This is a genomic window from Candidatus Contendobacter odensis Run_B_J11 (assembly GCF_000531125.1).
Classification (GTDB): Bacteria; Pseudomonadota; Gammaproteobacteria; order Competibacterales; family Competibacteraceae; genus Contendibacter; species Contendibacter odensensis.
The window spans coordinates 1-14999 of sequence record NZ_CBTK010000029.1; the positions used below are offsets into that span (position 1 = coordinate 1).

The 14999-nt window shown below is 57.1% G+C and carries 14 protein-coding genes; 2 read left to right on the forward strand and 12 right to left on the reverse strand.

Translation table 11 applies throughout. The features are described from left to right. Nucleotides 1-276: 276 nt before the first annotated feature. The 11 genes from BN874_RS02485 to BN874_RS24150 form a co-directional block, all read right to left on the reverse strand. The gene (locus BN874_RS02485) at nucleotides 277-822 is read right to left on the reverse strand and encodes a recombinase family protein (RefSeq protein ID WP_034430645.1); all 546 of its coding nucleotides are present in this window, start codon (nucleotides 820-822) and stop codon (nucleotides 277-279) included. Nucleotides 823-972: 150 nt separating this feature from the next. Further along, on the reverse strand, nucleotides 973-3021 hold the full coding sequence (gene brxL, locus BN874_RS02490) for a protease Lon-related BREX system protein BrxL (RefSeq protein WP_034430647.1): 2049 nt from the start codon (nucleotides 3019-3021) through the stop codon (nucleotides 973-975). After that, entirely contained in the window at nucleotides 3011-5623 is a 2613-nt protein-coding gene (gene pglZ / locus BN874_RS02495; RefSeq protein ID WP_034430648.1) for a BREX-1 system phosphatase PglZ type A, read from the reverse strand. Before pglZ ends, brxL begins: the two co-directional genes overlap by 11 nt. Before the next feature lie 7 nt (nucleotides 5624-5630). Further along, the gene (locus tag BN874_RS02500; RefSeq protein WP_034430649.1) at nucleotides 5631-6017 is read right to left on the reverse strand and encodes a type II toxin-antitoxin system VapC family toxin; all 387 of its coding nucleotides are present in this window, start codon (nucleotides 6015-6017) and stop codon (nucleotides 5631-5633) included. Continuing rightward, the gene (locus BN874_RS02505; protein ID WP_034430651.1) at nucleotides 6017-6247 is read right to left on the reverse strand and encodes a type II toxin-antitoxin system Phd/YefM family antitoxin; all 231 of its coding nucleotides are present in this window, start codon (nucleotides 6245-6247) and stop codon (nucleotides 6017-6019) included. The genes BN874_RS02500 and BN874_RS02505 overlap by 1 nt, the downstream gene beginning before the upstream one ends. Before the next feature lie 16 nt (nucleotides 6248-6263). Then, nucleotides 6264-6482: a type II toxin-antitoxin system Phd/YefM family antitoxin gene (locus BN874_RS02510; RefSeq protein WP_034430653.1), complete on the reverse strand. Its 219-nt coding sequence runs from the start codon at nucleotides 6480-6482 to the stop codon at nucleotides 6264-6266. Nucleotides 6483-6511: 29 nt separating this feature from the next. Beyond that, nucleotides 6512-6895, reverse strand: coding sequence for a type II toxin-antitoxin system VapC family toxin (locus BN874_RS02515; RefSeq protein ID WP_034430654.1), 384 nt, complete (start codon nucleotides 6893-6895; stop codon nucleotides 6512-6514). Further along, nucleotides 6892-7125 (reverse strand): DUF2281 domain-containing protein, encoded by a 234-nt coding sequence (locus tag BN874_RS02520; protein WP_051497330.1) that lies wholly within the window; start codon nucleotides 7123-7125, stop codon nucleotides 6892-6894. Before BN874_RS02520 ends, BN874_RS02515 begins: the two co-directional genes overlap by 4 nt. Nucleotides 7126-7167: 42 nt before the next feature. Then, nucleotides 7168-10677 (reverse strand): BREX-1 system adenine-specific DNA-methyltransferase PglX, encoded by a 3510-nt coding sequence (pglX, locus tag BN874_RS02525; RefSeq protein WP_034430655.1) that lies wholly within the window; start codon nucleotides 10675-10677, stop codon nucleotides 7168-7170. A gap of 8 nt (nucleotides 10678-10685) precedes the next feature. After that, the gene (locus BN874_RS02530) at nucleotides 10686-11270 is read right to left on the reverse strand and encodes a hypothetical protein (protein WP_154724711.1); all 585 of its coding nucleotides are present in this window, start codon (nucleotides 11268-11270) and stop codon (nucleotides 10686-10688) included. 98 nt (nucleotides 11271-11368) lie between these two features. Further along, the gene (locus BN874_RS24150; protein WP_154724712.1) at nucleotides 11369-11527 is read right to left on the reverse strand and encodes a hypothetical protein; all 159 of its coding nucleotides are present in this window, start codon (nucleotides 11525-11527) and stop codon (nucleotides 11369-11371) included. A 383-nt stretch (nucleotides 11528-11910) separates the two neighbouring features. Between BN874_RS24150 and BN874_RS02535 the strand changes: the two genes are divergently transcribed. Both BN874_RS02535 and BN874_RS02540 read left to right on the forward strand, forming a co-directional pair. After that, the gene (locus tag BN874_RS02535; RefSeq protein WP_034430659.1) at nucleotides 11911-12765 is read left to right on the forward strand and encodes a DMT family transporter; all 855 of its coding nucleotides are present in this window, start codon (nucleotides 11911-11913) and stop codon (nucleotides 12763-12765) included. Between the two features lie 6 nt (nucleotides 12766-12771). Continuing rightward, nucleotides 12772-14085, forward strand: coding sequence for a replication-associated recombination protein A (locus tag BN874_RS02540; protein ID WP_034430657.1), 1314 nt, complete (start codon nucleotides 12772-12774; stop codon nucleotides 14083-14085). Nucleotides 14086-14352: 267 nt separating this feature from the next. Here BN874_RS02540 and BN874_RS02545 read toward each other — a convergent pair whose 3' ends face one another. Further along, the gene (locus BN874_RS02545; protein ID WP_230314306.1) at nucleotides 14353-14892 is read right to left on the reverse strand and encodes a hypothetical protein; all 540 of its coding nucleotides are present in this window, start codon (nucleotides 14890-14892) and stop codon (nucleotides 14353-14355) included. Between the last annotated feature and the right edge of the window lie 107 nt (nucleotides 14893-14999).

Below are 14999 nucleotides of genomic sequence, written 5' to 3' on the forward strand. Positions count from 1 at the left end.
CAGCACCCAAAGGCGGCTTAAGCGCGGCTTGTTGGAAAGCGAAAAACGAGGGGCACCTCAAAGATTCCTCCTGTAAATTTTCCTGTGATCGGAACTGTGGGGCAGGCAGGTAAAATGAACATCACCTATTGAGATCAATGGGTCGAATTCAGTCAACGCCCTAGCCTGACGCTACCAAGCCTCGCCATCACAGGAAAATTTACAGGACCTTTTTCTGTGCCCCATATTCTTCATGGCTTTGTTGCAGAGCGTAACCTGTGATGCCCTCATTACCTCTTATCCCTGCAACGCCCGATAAAGTGTCCGCCGCGACACTTTAAGCGATTGCGCCACCGCATCGTGAGGTTCCCCCTGTCCAATCAACGTCCGGGCATGAGTAATCTGTTGTGCAGACAGTAGGGCTTTACGGCCCATCTTCACTCCCCGCGCCATAGCGGCGACTCGACCGGCCTGAGTCCGTTCCTGAATCAACGACCGTTCCAGTTCCGCCAGAATGCCCACCATTTGCCACATCGCCCGGCCTGTGGGTGTGGTGGTATCCACCGCTTCGGTGAGCGAGCGAAACGCCACTCCCCGCGCCTTCAAATCATCCAACAGGCTGATCAAGTCCCGTAGTGACCGCCCCAGCCGATCCAGCTTCCAGACGGTGAGGGTGTCGCCCGCAGTCAGGGCTTTGAAGCATTTGGTCAGCTCGGGTCGCCGGACATGCGCGCCCGTGGCCGTGTCAGTGAACAGCCGAGTACAGCCGGCCTGCTTCAAGGCGGTCCGTTGCAGATCAGGGTTTTGATCCCCGGTCGAGACCCGTGCGTAGCCGAGGTGCATAGCTCCTATTTTGTCCCTAATTTATGGCACAGGCAAGTGATTGATTATGCAGGGGTGAAAACCTGTGCCAGAAATCTTAAGTTCTGGCACTGATCGCCTGCATAGGCTTCTTCATGCCGCCACAGACACACGTCCGCAGTCTTCTTTGTCTTACGCCACCCCGAGGGCTTTAAAGACCGCATCCACGGGATCAGCGTAGAACCCTGTTTGGAACTTGGCGAATAACTCGCCGGGGATCGTGGGGATGTCCTTCACGCTGGCCATCGGTAGCAGCAAGCGTTTGGCTCCGGCATCGAAAGCGACCTGCAATGACTCAGCCAGGTTTTCCACCGGGACGATGTTGCCGCCCAGACTCATGCTGCCCAGAACCACCATCTGTTGTTGGAGCGGCTTGCCGAAAACGCCCGAACACAGCGCGACGAACGTCGCCAAGGTCATAGCGTGGGTCGGGCCAGTGTTGTGCAGCTCGACTACATGAAGGTGGTAGTCGTGGTCCCCAGCCTTGATCGAGGCACTGATTCGACTGGAATTCGCTTTGAAGTAATCGAAGCCGACCTTGATGGCTTCCTTCGCCGCCGAGTTCGAGCCGAGGCCGGAGGTCTTCAGGGTGCCATTGCCCGCCGTGACCTGGGTTTCCAGACGGTACAAGCCCAGATGCCCGCCCGAACCGGTGGCGACCGTGTGCATCACGCCGGGGTTCAGCGGGCCATCCGGGATCAGCGCCCCGCCTCCCTGCTCCGGTACGCTGATGAACTTTTCTTCCATTGTTTCCAGGTCGATGTAGGAGAAATGAACGTCGAAGAACTCCATCCCACCGATCTTCTTCAACTGCTCCTTCACCCGGCGACGGCTCTCCAGGGCATATTCCAGGCAACGGCGGACTGCTTCTTTGTCGTACTCTTCATTGGGGTACAGCAGCTTCAGCAGGCCAGAAACGGTATGCTTGACGGCAATGGTGTCCCGCTGGTTCAGATCACGGCCCAGTTTGAAATACTTATTAATCGCATCCCCGAAGTTCCACTTCCGCATCTCCCGCAGCCATTCGGCCAAGTAATCCACGATCAAGCCGTACTGGTTGGTGAAGAACTCTGGCCGCATCTTCGGGATTTCCCAGCCGGGAACATAAGCGTGGAAGCGGTCGAAGAAGGCCGAGTCGATCATCGTTTCGGGAAAAGGGGCGAACAGGTGACGGGTCTTTACCAGGGTATCCACCGGTTGGTTGATGTTGCCGACGAATACCATCGAGGCGTAAGCGTTGATCGCATCCCGGCCACGGGCAAACGAACCCGAAGCCATATAATCCTTCATGATCTGGACACCATCCTTGTCCTTAAACGAGATGCCCGCGACTTCATCGAAGGCGACCACATCCCACAGACCCACCAGACCGACCTGACGGCGGGCCATGTTGTAGAACAGGTTCGCCACCGTGGTCTGCCCGCCCGAGATCAGGATGCTGTTCGGGCTGATCTCTTTATAGATATGACTTTTGCCGGTTCCTCGAGGCCCCAGCTCGACCAAGTTGTAGTTGTTCTCCACCAGCGGGATCAGCCGGGCCAGCAGGTGCCACTTCACCCGATCCGGGAAGTGGGTCGGCTCCATGCCGGTCGAACGCAACAGAGCGTCGATCCACTGCGGTTCGGTGAAGGCCCGCCGGGCCTGAAACAGTTCCTCCAAATCCATGTTCGGCATCTGGATCGGCTTCAAGTCCCGCAGCAGGAAGGGAGAGCCTTTCTGATCCGCCTCGAAGAAATACTCCAGCGTGACGATGCACCAGATGCCGCCCACGAGCAGCTTCTCGAATTTCTTCACGAGGGTGCTGGAGACTTCAATCCCTTTGACGCCAAGGTTGCTCAGCAGCGCCTCGTACACATCCCGCTTCTCGTTGAGCGTGACCGTCACCTTGTCAATGATCTTGAGGCTGCCCCGTTCCCGAATGGTGGATTTTACCTTCTCGGCTTCGTCGGGACGGACGTAGTTCTCGGCCAGCACCCGCTTGACAGTTTGCAGTCCTTCCAGAATCACCGCCTCGTCGTTCGAGGCACAGTAACTGCCCAGCAGGTATTCCAGGACGTACACCGGGACGTTCGCTCCTTCTTTAACCAGTTTGGTTAAGTCTTTGCGAACCACCTTGCCGGGAAAATGCTGGTTAAGGAGGTCATCGAGGTCGCTGTCCGTCGGGGGGATTTCAGAAATCATCAGTGAACGCCCGGTTGATCATCACGTCCACGCTCTGCTGTTCAATGCCGGTGTCGGCGTCGCGCAGCACGAGGCGATAAGGCGTCTTTTTGTGGTACTGCCGCTCTTTCAGGACGAGACTGACCCACTGCTTCCGCTCATCTAGGGTGTCGGAACCGCTCTCAAACTTCACGGTTTGGATGTTCGTTACGGCTTCTTCGTCCTCGTACACCGCAATCCTTAGCGTGATCGGCTTCACCCGGTCGCTGACGGGTTCCATCTGAATCAATTGGAACCGATGCTGGGCGGTGGTGATCCGGTGGCTGTTGCCCAGCACCTGGACCGTTACCGGCCTCGTCTTCGTTTCTTGGGCCGACTTACCCCGGACATGCTTGACCGTAACGATAGGAACCACGATCTCCTGCGGCATCGCTCCACCGTGAACAAAGCGCGCCCCACCGACGAAGTGGAACAGATTGGCTCCCTTAGGAATCCAGAATTCCATGTTCCCTTCGGCCCCAGCGGTCACACTCAACTGGCCGTGCCAGACCGAATCGTGATCGTGAAGCGGCTGGCCGATCAGATAGCGTTTCTTCGCTAATACCGTGCCGTCGGGCTTGTCCTTGAGCGGGCTTTTATCCGTCTCGACTCGGGCGGTTTCGGTGAAGAGGAACCCGTGATCCGCTGTGACGACGACGTAGTGGCCGTTCAAGTTGTTGATGATGTAACTGACCAGCGCGGCCAGTTCGTTGATCGCCATCCGTACCGCCGCGAAGGTTTTCCCTTCGGTTTTGCCGTCATCTCCGATGGCATCGACCGTGTCGTGGTAAATGTAAACGACCCGCTTATTCTTCACGAACTCCCGGCCCTCTTCCTTCTTCTTGGCCATCAGATCGTCGTATTTACAGGCCAGACCGCCGATGGCGTGCAGGATGCTGTTCCGTTCGCTGGCGCTGCTCGACTTCCCGTCCACCCGCACGTCGCTCCCCTGGTAGGCCAGGGTCTGGTGCGGCAACAGGCTGGCCATGCCCAGGGCGGTGTACGAAGGCAGCACGCCCAACTGCGAACTCAGCGTAGCCTCGAAGCGGTACTTGCCATTGAGTTCGGTCGTGAGTTCCTGGGCGGCTTCGTAGCGGAACGCATCGCTGATGATGACGAAGGCCCTCCGGTTCTCGCCTTCCTCCAGCCAGGGCTTCACGGTGTGGTCAAAGAAGCGGTACTGGTTGGGAACCTGTTTAATCCGCCACTGGCTCAGCAGGCCGCCGGGCGGTTCGATGCACTGACCCCAGGCCAAAGCCAGGTGGGTCAGATACCCGTTGACATAGTGAGCCTCAATATCGGTTCGGAGCGGTTTGAGGATATTCCAACCTTGCTCCTCAGCCGTATCGGCAGATTCGCAGAAGTGCCGATAGAGTTGATCGAAGCGATACAGCTCCTTCTCGTAGGCTCGGTACAGCGTGGCCGCGTCCGGGTCAGGGAAGCCGCTGGGGTGCAGATTCCATAAAGCGTAGAAGTTGGCTGCGGCCACCAGCGCAGCGTAAACGGCGTGGAGCGCCTGCCGTGGAGCGGCTGGGGAATCGGCCAGGTTCAGCGAAGCCCAATGCCCGGCCTGCCTACGGGTGGCGATGGCCCGCACATCCTCAGCGTTGATCGTGGCGGCAGTGGTCTGTACCCGTTCCCGCAGGCTACTGGCGATCTGCTTCTCTACAGCCAGAAAGGTCATCACGTCGGCCAGGGCGTCGATCTCCAGATTGGTGAGGTGATCTTCAATCTTCAGAATCGCCGCAGCTTCCGCCGAAAGTCGGTTGTAACTGGTTCCCTTGCTGCTGGAATCCCGCCATTGCGCCAAACACACCACGGCGTTGGACCGGCTGATTTGGGGCAACAGCAGGCCACGGAGCGACGGCAGCACGTCGCCCTTGAGGTGATAGGCGTAATCAGTGAGCAACAACCGCAGCAGGAAGTTCTTCAGGGTCGGGGTTTCTTCCTCGTAGCCGAAGGTCGCTTTGACCATCGCCCAGAACGGCACGTCGAGGTCGAACTTCTCCATCTGGCTCCAGACGGCGGGCGGGGTGTCGAGGTCGATTTCTCCCTCAGTCCAGGCGTCAAAAATGGAGCGGATCAGGTTGAAGAGTTCCGGCAGGTCGGCCTTGATGACCACAGCGATCATCTTGCGGTCAAGGTCAGAGGCAGTATCTTCCGGGGCGACCAGAGGCTTGATCTTTTGAAGCCGGTCTTTGGCGTCAAAGAATTTGCGGCGTTCGGCTAGGTGAGTCCGCAGGTGCGGGTTCACCAACCTCAGCTCGTGCAGCAGGATACTCGCCCGATCCGCCCGGAAGCGGTGACTGTAGAACCGGATGTCGAGCAGCCAGTCGTCTTCGTAGTCGGGTTCTTCGGTGGGGGAGTAGAGCAGGAACTTGCCATCGGGTTCGCCGCGTTCTAACCGAATCTTGGTTTCGAGCGCCCCGACTTCATCCAGCCGTAGCACGGTGACGCCCTCCAGGATGATGAAGGGCAGCGTGTTCTGAAATTCTTTGTCAGGGTCGTTCCAGAACACAATGCGTTGCCCTTCGTCGTTGAACAGGCGGGTGAGCGCAGCGTGGATTTGGTGTTGGTCGCTCATCCGCTCTTTACCATAACCGGGTCACGCCGTAGTCATCCAATGCCGAATCAACGCTGACGATTGGGATGCCTTCGTAGCTCGCTTGAGCAATCAGCAGTCGGTCAAAAGGGTCTTTATGGTGCATCGGCAACCGGGTTAATAAGGAGGTATGCCGGGGTTCAATCGGCAGTATCTCGAAATTGTTCCCTTGGATTCCCCGCATCATGAAGTCGTCATACGGGGCAAAAAGATCGAGCGTTTGCTTTCCTACCTTGATGGCAATTTCCCAGTAGGTTGCTGGACTGATCAGCACATCATTGCTGGGATCGGTGATCAGCGCATCGGCCACTCGACTGAGTTTGGAATCGTTAAGTACGAACCAGAGGAAGGTATGCGTATCCAGCAACAATCGCATCACATGTACTCTTCAAAGTCTTTCAGATGCTCGTCGTCATCGGACACAATTTTGATCATGCCGATACAGTTTCCTGCCTTGCGGGGCTGCCGTTTTTTGACGGGTTCACTCGTTAGCCTGGCTACGGGTTGCTGATTCCGGGTAATGATGATTTCCTGGCCTGCCGCGACTTGGTCGATCAAGTCACTCAGGCTGATTTTCACTTCTTCGAGAGCGATGGTTGCTGACATAAATAGTCCTCCGTTTTTAAGCCACCAATGGCGCGTCGAAATCCGGGGCCATGTAGATAATGCTTCCTTTCCCCAGTCCTGGTGCGGGCCGCAATTTCTTTTTCGGTAACTCGCTGACCAATCTGGCTACGGGTTGCTGATTCCGGGTAATGATGATTTCCTGGCCCGCCGCGACTTGGTCGATCACGTCTTTCAGGTTGAGTTGAGCTTCTTCAACGGTGATGGTCGCTAACATAATAAAGTCCTCCTTTTTCTAATCGTCTACTAAATACGTTTTATTTGATACGCATCAAATTGCTCATCAGCACTGACTATTGGGATGCCTTCGTAGCTCGCTTGGGCAATCAGCATCCGGTCAAATGGATCTTTGTGATGAAATGGCATATCGATGAGTCCCGCCAGGTGCTCATCGGTAATCGGCAACAATTCAAAGTTGTTCCGCAGCATGTGCATATGGATGAAACCTGGGTATGGCGCTCCCAATTCAAGTTTTTTACGGCTCACCTTGATGGCGACTTCCCATGAGCTGGCCGGACTAATGAGTTTCCGATTCGCCGGTTCACAAATGACTTCCATCGCTCTGACACTGAGCTTCGGGTCGGCCCACCAGAACCAGAGGAAGGTGTGGGTGTCGAGGAGCAGCGTCATTCCATGTACTCCGCAAAATCTTCCAGTGGCGCATCGAAGTCTGGAGCCATCCAGTGCCGAGTATCTTTCGCTGTGCCCGGCTGACAAGGCCAACTCGTCCGGGGTGGCTTGGTGACGACGGCTTTCGGTTCACCTTGGACAGTCAGCACCAGTTCCTCTCCGGGAACCATCCCTTCGATCAGTTGATGCAGGGAACCTACGGCGACATTGAATGGCAATTTGCGGGGCATGGATGATCTCCTGTTCTGAAATACAAACAACCTGTTGAGTGGCTACTCGTCGTCTTTGCCGCCGGTAATCGCTTTGCTCTCGGCCAGCAAATCGCCGAACTTGCCGTAGTTGACCTTCACGCCGTCATCGAGGTCGAGGCTGATTTTCTGATCGGCGGCGTGTTTGAGTTTTTCCTCAAAGGTGAGCAGTTCGGCCTGTTGTTTTTTGAGATTGTCCTGCTCTTTCTGGAGTTGCTTGCGGTGGCTGGTGCTGCTGGCTTTGACCTTGTCGCCTTCGAGTTGGTCAATGCGGGCGGTGATCCGGCCCTGGAGCGGGATGACGTATTCGGTACGCATCCGGGCGAGCGTGCCGACGTGGTAGCGGTGCAGGTAGACGAGGCATTGAAAGGCGCGTTGTTTGCCGCTGGAGAACAGCCAGTAGATGGGGCGCTTCTTGTAGGTTTGGAGATGGTCTTTGTAGAAGTCGGTCAGGAAATACTTCCGCAGGTCTTTGCCGAGCGCTTCTTCGATGAAGCGGAGGTTGTCGGTGAGGGGGGCTTCGCCGAAGGTGGCGCGGAGGAACTCGTGGGTGCGGTGGGTGGCGTCGTCCGAGAAGCCCCAGTCGGTTTGCAGCAGGGGGATGATGCCGTCGGCGTCAGCGGGGAAGGTCGGGTACTGGCTGGGATCGAAGCCTCGATTGCCGCTGTGAGCGTAGATCAGGCCCGGCTGGTCGAGGCGGTAACGGCCCATCATGCAGCCGATGGCGTAGGAGAGGAAGGCGGCGATGTCGCGGCGGGCGAGGGTGATTTGCTCCTCGGGGACTTCGGGTTGCAATTCGCCGTCGAGGCCGTAGGCGGCGATGAAGAGCCGGTTGTTCTCGGTCTCCAGTTCCTGCATCCGGCGGATGGCGGCGGTGCAGTGGGCATCCCAATTCCGCCAGCTTGCCTCCAGCGTTGCGCCCTTCAGCCCCGGACGCAGCAACGGCAGGTCGCGGAAGTCCCACGAGGTCTCGAAGTTGTCCCAGTCAATCCGGGATATGGAAATTAACTCATTAACATTTTTAGATATATCTGCACTAGCATCAGATGACAGCGCGATAATAGGCAGCTTACCAACATCTCCAGCTTCGAAGTTTAGTGTCGGTGAGAAAGCAGTAAGGTAATAGGACGTAACGGTCGAATTCAAAAACCCTAAAAGCGTAGCTGGGCTAATCTTGGCCTCAACATCATAAAGGGTCTTGCTACCAGTTCCAGGAATTACTCCAGCCTCTGAAATCATACGAGACGAAAATCGTGATGACGTGACGGCTGACCATGTAATTCCTTTTCGAAAGAAGTAATCTAGGTTGAAAAGGCGGCGCGACCAGTGAGTTGTGTCTGGATCTCTCGGATTATTGACAACAAATGCCTTTATGTCTCGGCCATTAGCTTCCCAATTAATAAGAATATCGTTGTATCCATGCCATTTGCGCCCTCCGCCTCCCTTGTTATATCGGAACCAACGGTCCCCAGATTCTTGAGCGGTTTTGAGTGTGCTAGCTTCAAAACAGATTCGAGAAAGTGCTACTTCATGCCATTTTCGTAGAAACTCATCGCTATTGCATGACGACATTCCTGATTTTCCATCTGCGATCTGGTTCAGCGAAATACACCGTTCAAAATTACTTATGGCTATCGAACTCATCCAATATGCAATTGGAGTTCCTGGGAGCGCTTTGAAACTGCGCGGATCAATGGCATAAAGACATTCTCCAGTGTGCTTTCGCTGAAGGAACAGTTGCTCTTTTTCTACAGTAGCTGCGACGTTACTAAGATTTATAAAGCTGCCTTTGCCACCGCCTGGCACATTGCAGAAAACGAAGCCGACGCCCCGATTGTATAGATGGCCGTGAGGAAAGCAGTTCCAACCAATGTGAATTAGGCTGCTGACACGCCCGATTCGGATCAATTCAGATCTCAACTCTTCAAACGAAGACAGAAACATCCAGCTGTCCAAGGTGATGAATGCGAGCATCGCTCCTTTCTTGGAAATCGTGAACGAGCGATCAAGGAACATGGTCATCAGGTCCGCCCGCCCATTCTCGTAATTTTCTTTACCAAATGCTTTCAGAGCTTCGTTCATAGCCTTTCCACCCATATACGGCGGATTAGCGACGACGACGTGATACCGCTGGGTGAGCGCCTCGGCTTGTTCCAGCACGCGCAGGACTTTGAGGTGCGTCTCGCGCAGGAAGAGCTGGCCGCCGAGGTCCTTCGCCTCGATGGCGCGGCGGGCGTTGGCGATGGCCCGTTCGTCGAGGCACGGCTGGATCAGCGAGCCGAAGTTCTTTGCCTCCTCGAACTGGTGGAGCAACTTGAGCAGGGGCGGATCGAAAAGGTCGCCCAGTCCGAGAGCGTCGCTGTAATCGCGCAACTCGTCTTCCGCAAAACGCACTTCGCACAACTCGATGATGTGGGGCCGGACGAGGTGTTCCGACTGGAAGAAGCGCCGGGACTTTTCCCGCGCCTTGAAGACCAGGGCCAGCCCGGCAAGCTGGGCAGCGCGGGGGCAAATCTCCAGCCCATACAGATTGTGCCGCAGGATCAGGGCGGGAATCTCGGCGGGCGCGTAACCTTCCTCCTGGTAGATCAGGGTGAGCAGATCGAAGGCGTAGGTGAGCATGTGCCCGCTGCCCACGGCGGGATCGCACAGGCGGATATCCTCGGGCCGGGTGATCTTGAGAAAATCGGTTTCCGGATCGCCCTCAATGTAGTAGGGCATCTGCTCGCGCAGCCGGGAGCCGGGGCGATTCAGCAGCCAGAGCCGACCCAGCAAGTTTTCGACAAGATAGCGGACGATCCAGTGCGGGGTAAAAAGCTGGGTGACAGCGGGAATGTCTTCGGTAGGCACGGCGCTCTTGCGAGCCATGACCTGATCCTTCCGCTCGGCGATGTAGAACTGATAGAGCCAGCCCAGCACCTCCACGCTTTCGCAATCTTCCGCATCCAAGTTACTGACCAGCGTGCGGATCAGCGAATCGGAATGCAGCAGGTTATCGGGCAGCAGTAGTTCGGTCTCGTCGTCAATCGGCTCGAACAAGAACGGCATCACCCGGTGGAGGGCGTTGCATTGGGCCACGAGAAGCAACCGATAAAGCTCGGCTTCTTTATTGCCGTCCAGTTTGAGATCAATGACGGTTTCTGGTTTTAAGCCCGGCAGTTCGACATGCTCGGCGTATTGCAGAATCTCAGGGGTTGGCTTGCCTTCGGGGTGGCTCAACACCCGATAGCCATGATCGAGATAGTCATGCAACTCCATAAACCGGATCGCCACCAGCCGGTTGAACCAGGTATACGCCAGCGCCTCCATCGTCGGCTCAAACCCCTGCCGCTGAATCCGATCTTCCAGCGCCTTCCGTTTTCCGGCGATAGTCCGTGAATACTCCCGGCCCGCGATGATCGCCACATCACCTTGTTCCACCACTGGCTCCACCTTATTCACCGTCAGCCCGTAATAGGCCGCCCGATCCGTCATCGCCTGGATGAAGTCGCGGCGGGCTTGCGGCGCGTAGTTTTTCAGTGGGGTGCGATTCATGGCTGACCTTATCGAATCTGGATGCGTTCGTGGTTAGCGATGGCTTGTTCAAGCTCGCTGCGGAGCGCATCGAGGAAGCTATTCACCTCGGCGGACGATTCCAAGTAGGTCGTCTGCATCAGCGCTGCGGGTTTGATGATGCGCTGCTTTTTAATCGGCGGTGGTGGAACGTCACGGACTCCATCCGGTTGGGCGGGCTGCTGTTCAGCCCGCTGGCGCAGGAAGGTTTCAATCCGTTCAATCGCCGTATCGAACGCCTTGACCGCTTCCCCTTCGGCCTGGGTGATATGAGCCAGACTGCTTTCCTGCCGCACCTGCGCCTTCAAGGTGTCCAGCGGTTGCAGACAGGCAGCCCGCAAACTGGCATCTCCCTGAGCCTGAGCCATATCCTGATTCAGCGTAGCGATGTGGGCGTCGATTTTGGTCAGCGCCTGACTCCGACGTTCGGAGAGCAGGGCCGCATTCACGTCATCCACTGTGCTGATTAAGGCAGCAGCTTCCTTGATCAGTCCATAAGGGCTTTTGGCCGACAGGATGTCCTGCATCCGCTGGAGCGCTGGCCCGGCCTGAGAGACTGTCGCAAAACTCGCCATTGATTTTGAACAAAAATTTAGCGCGGAACCCGCTTCTAGCCAGTTTTAACCCGACTCCACCATTAAGCAGATCAATAACTTGGTTTTTAGACAGCCTCTTAGACCCGTCGAGATTTACGGTAATCTTGCCGGGAGTCCTGCATGCGGCAGAAGCGCGACAGGTGTGGCCTACCGATTATTCCAGCCTGGCCGATGGCGATAATAGTGGTGATGGTGATGGTGATGACGGTGGCAATGGCGATGGTGATGAGACCCATGACAATGCCGGTAGGATGGAGAATGCGCCAAAGCAGGCGAACTCCCCAGCAATGAGCTTAGGAATAAAAAAACGGCAATACCGAGAACGGAAAGTAACCGACGCTGTGCAAAAACCATAGTTCACCTCCTGAAAAATCGAATTGAGTATAGCCGGTCAGCAGCGATACATCCTTGGTCATCCTTGCTTGTAGCGCGGTGCAAGGCGGGTTCAAGTTATGATCGATTCACTGGATTTGCGGCCTGTCGGTCCGCCTTGCGACGTTATCTTGGATCAGCGCCGCCTTGATGCAAGCAGTGCGGATCAGTTCAGCGAAGGGCTGTGAAATCATCACCGCATTTCTCCCGATTCAGTGGTTTTAATCAAAAGGCCCGTCAACTGTTGATGAAACATTTCTACCCATTCCTGTTCGTTTTTCTGTGGAGTACCGGTTTTGTCAGTGCCCGCTGGGGTCTGCCATTCGCCGAGCCGTTGTCCTTTCTCTTGGTGCGTTATCTGTGCGTCATCGTCCTGATGTTCACCATGGCTCTGCTCAGTCGCGCGCCGTGGCCGACAGACCTGCGCCAGTGGGGGCATATCAGCGTGTCCGGCGTGCTGATCCATGCGACTTATCTGGGTGGCGTCTTCATTGCCATCAAACAGGGCTTACCCGCCGGCATCACCGCCCTGGTGGTTGGAATGCAGCCGTTGCTGACGGCAGTCGGCGCCGGAGCGCTGCTTGGCGAACAGGTCCATCTGCGGCAATGGGGCGGGCTGGTTCTCGGCTTCATCGGCCTGACGCTGGTGGTCTCCGGCAAGTTTGGCGTCAACGCCGAACTGGGGCCGATGCTCATTCCGGCCGTGGTGGCGCTGGTCGGGATGACCGCTGGAACGCTCTATCAGAAACGCTTTTGCGCCGGCTTTGATCTACGCACCGGCTCAGTGATCCAATTCATCGCCAGCGCATTCGTTACCGCTATCGCCATTGCCCTGTTTGCCGATTTTCAAGTAACGTGGACGGCCTCGTTCGTGTTTGCGCTGGGCTGGCTGGTCCTGGTGCTGTCGATGGGCGCGATCAGTCTGTTGAACGTGCTGATTCACCGGGGCAGCGCGGTGAGCGTCGCCAGTTTGTTTTATCTGACGCCCTTGAGTACCGCCTTGATCGCGTGGGGCCTCTTTGGCGAGACCCTTCCGCCGATCTCGCTGGCCGGTATGGTGCTGGCGGTGTGGGGCGTCTATGGAGTCGTCAGGCGCGAGTGAGCCGTTATGCCTACTGTTGATCCGCGTCGCCCCCTGGCAGACCGGTTGCGCCCGCGCCGACTCGATGATTGGGTCGGTCAGCCTCATCTGCTGGCGCCCGGTAAGCCGTTGCGAACCGCGATTGAACGCGGCCACCTTCATTCGATGGTGTTGTGGGGACCGCCCGGCACCGGCAAGACCACCTTGGCGGAACTGTTGGCCGGTTCCAGTCAAGCCGAGTTCATCCGGTTATCGGCGGTGATGGCCGGAGTGCGAGAACTGCGGGCGGCGGTGGAGCAGGCGCAAATTCTCTGGCGTGAACAGCAACGCCGCACCGTGCTGTTTGTGGACGAAGTTCACCGCTTTAATAAGGCTCAGCAAGATGCGTTTCTCCCTCATGTCGAAACCGGAGTGCTGACTTTTATCGGAGCGACCACGGAAAATCCGAGTTTCGCACTGAACAACGCGCTGCTGTCGCGAGTGCGGGTCTATGTTCTCAACCGCTTGGACGCCGCCGCCATTGACCAGATTCTTGAACGCGCATTAGGCGATTCCGAAGTCGGGCTAGGCGGACACTGGCCGTTGGCGGCAGAAGTGCGGGAGCGATTGGCACGGGCCGCTGATGGCGATGCTCGACGCGCTCTAAGCTGGCTCGAACGGGCGGCAGAATTGGCCGAAGCGCACGGAGAAACGCTGGAGGCGGCTTTAACCGTGGTGATGCACGATGGTGCCGGACGACGCTTTGACCGGGGCGGCGATCTGTTCTATGACCAGATTTCGGCGCTGCACAAGGCGGTGCGCGGTAGCAGCCCGGACGCCGCGCTGTATTGGCTGGCGCGGATGCTCGATGGCGGCTGTGATCCGCTGTACCTCGCTCGGCGGGTGGTGCGTATGGCCAGTGAAGACATCGGCAACGCGGACCCCCGCGCCTTGCCGTTGGCGTTGAACGCTTGGGAGGCGCAAGAGCGGTTGGGCAGTCCAGAAGGTGAATTGGCATTGGCGCAGGCGGTGCTGTATTTGGCGATTGCGGCCAAAAGCAACGCCGTCTATACCGCGTGGGCCGCCGCCCGTGAAGATGTCCAGCGTTACGGCACGCTGGAAGTGCCCGCGCATTTACGCCATGCGCCCACCGCGCTCGCCCGGGACTTGGGGCATGGCGACGGCTACCGCTCTCCTCACGACGAACCCAATGCCTATGCCGCCGGCGAAAACTATTTTCCAGAGGCGCTCCAAGGCGCTCGCTACTACCAGCCGACCGCGAATGGTTTGGAAGGACGGATCGCTGAAAAATTGGCACGGTTGCGCGAATGGGATCGGCAAAGCGACTGGCGACGCTCTTGATGATTGCGCCCTACTGGCCAGCGGCTCATGACGGAAGCGCCGAACCTTGGAGTGTGGATAACCGACCGGATTGAAGTCACTGGCCGCTGCCCGGCTTTTAGCTCCCAACACCAGCCCTTTCAAGGTGCTCAGTTGATGGTTGACGTCACCGTCTGATTCTCTGTTACCCGACTCGGCCTAACATCGGGTTTGGCTAAGAAGAGGGTTCGAGGTTAAATTCAACTTATTGATTTTCAATGTTGTATTTTTACACCTTGAAAGGGCTGGTTAATAGTACCCACGGCGGTACCCACGGCGAGCGGCCCCGGCGTAGGACATCGGCGTCAACGGCATGCCGATGATGTCGATGAACAGCGAGGCCGGCCCCCCCTTGGCGGGCATCTTCCCCTCCAGTACGCGAACAGTGTAGCTCAGCTCATCACCCTTCAACTCTGGATCGCGGAGTACGACCACCACGTCCTTCACCTTGTTCTCGTCGAAGACCGACAGAGTGGCGTTGGGCGGATCGGACAGGAAGCTGTCCTTGCCCTCCTTCCAGAACGGCACGAACCGCGCGGTCAGCATGTGGTCGGCGATGCGTTCGGGGCGGTCGGAGAACATGATCGTGGTCGGGCTTACGCCCTTCAGGGTCAGCTTGCCTTCCGCGTAGTCCATGCTGTGGGCGTTCTGCACGAACAGAAAGTCGGCTTGCTTGGCCGCTTCCCCGGTCTTCGGCGCCAGTTCTTCAGCTTTCTTCACCGGCTCTTCGGCAGCCGGCACCATGCCGGAAACCACAATCAGCGATGCCAGCAGTGTTACGGTGGTCATCAGGGAACGTCGGGTTATCATGGGTGCATCCTATTGACACGGTAGTTAACGTGAGTTCTGGATAAGGATGGGGGGTAGCTCCTGGGATGGAACCGGCTAAAGTTCCT

What these genes read in the sequence shown, in the direction of transcription:
- BN874_RS02485 (WP_034430645.1), bottom strand. Translation starts at nt 822, where the DNA reads ATGCACCTCGGCTACGCACGGGTCTCGACCGGGGATCAAAACCCTGAT.
- brxL (WP_034430647.1), bottom strand. Translation starts at nt 3,021, where the DNA reads ATGATTTCTGAAATCCCCCCGACGGACAGCGACCTCGATGACCTCCTT.
- pglZ (WP_034430648.1), bottom strand. Translation starts at nt 5,623, where the DNA reads ATGAGCGACCAACACCAAATCCACGCTGCGCTCACCCGCCTGTTCAAC.
- BN874_RS02500 (WP_034430649.1), bottom strand. Translation starts at nt 6,017, where the DNA reads ATGCGATTGTTGCTGGATACGCATACCTTCCTCTGGTTCGTACTTAAC.
- BN874_RS02505 (WP_034430651.1), bottom strand. Translation starts at nt 6,247, where the DNA reads ATGTCAGCAACCATCGCTCTCGAAGAAGTGAAAATCAGCCTGAGTGAC.
- BN874_RS02510 (WP_034430653.1), bottom strand. Translation starts at nt 6,482, where the DNA reads ATGTTAGCGACCATCACCGTTGAAGAAGCTCAACTCAACCTGAAAGAC.
- BN874_RS02515 (WP_034430654.1), bottom strand. Translation starts at nt 6,895, where the DNA reads ATGACGCTGCTCCTCGACACCCACACCTTCCTCTGGTTCTGGTGGGCC.
- BN874_RS02520 (WP_051497330.1), bottom strand. Translation starts at nt 7,125, where the DNA reads ATGCCCCGCAAATTGCCATTCAATGTCGCCGTAGGTTCCCTGCATCAA.
- pglX (WP_034430655.1), bottom strand. Translation starts at nt 10,677, where the DNA reads ATGAATCGCACCCCACTGAAAAACTACGCGCCGCAAGCCCGCCGCGAC.
- BN874_RS02530 (WP_154724711.1), bottom strand. Translation starts at nt 11,270, where the DNA reads ATGGCGAGTTTTGCGACAGTCTCTCAGGCCGGGCCAGCGCTCCAGCGG.
- BN874_RS24150 (WP_154724712.1), bottom strand. Translation starts at nt 11,527, where the DNA reads ATGGGTCTCATCACCATCGCCATTGCCACCGTCATCACCATCACCATC.
- BN874_RS02535 (WP_034430659.1), top strand. Translation starts at nt 11,911, where the DNA reads ATGAAACATTTCTACCCATTCCTGTTCGTTTTTCTGTGGAGTACCGGT.
- BN874_RS02540 (WP_034430657.1), top strand. Translation starts at nt 12,772, where the DNA reads ATGCCTACTGTTGATCCGCGTCGCCCCCTGGCAGACCGGTTGCGCCCG.
- BN874_RS02545 (WP_230314306.1), bottom strand. Translation starts at nt 14,892, where the DNA reads ATGACCACCGTAACACTGCTGGCATCGCTGATTGTGGTTTCCGGCATG.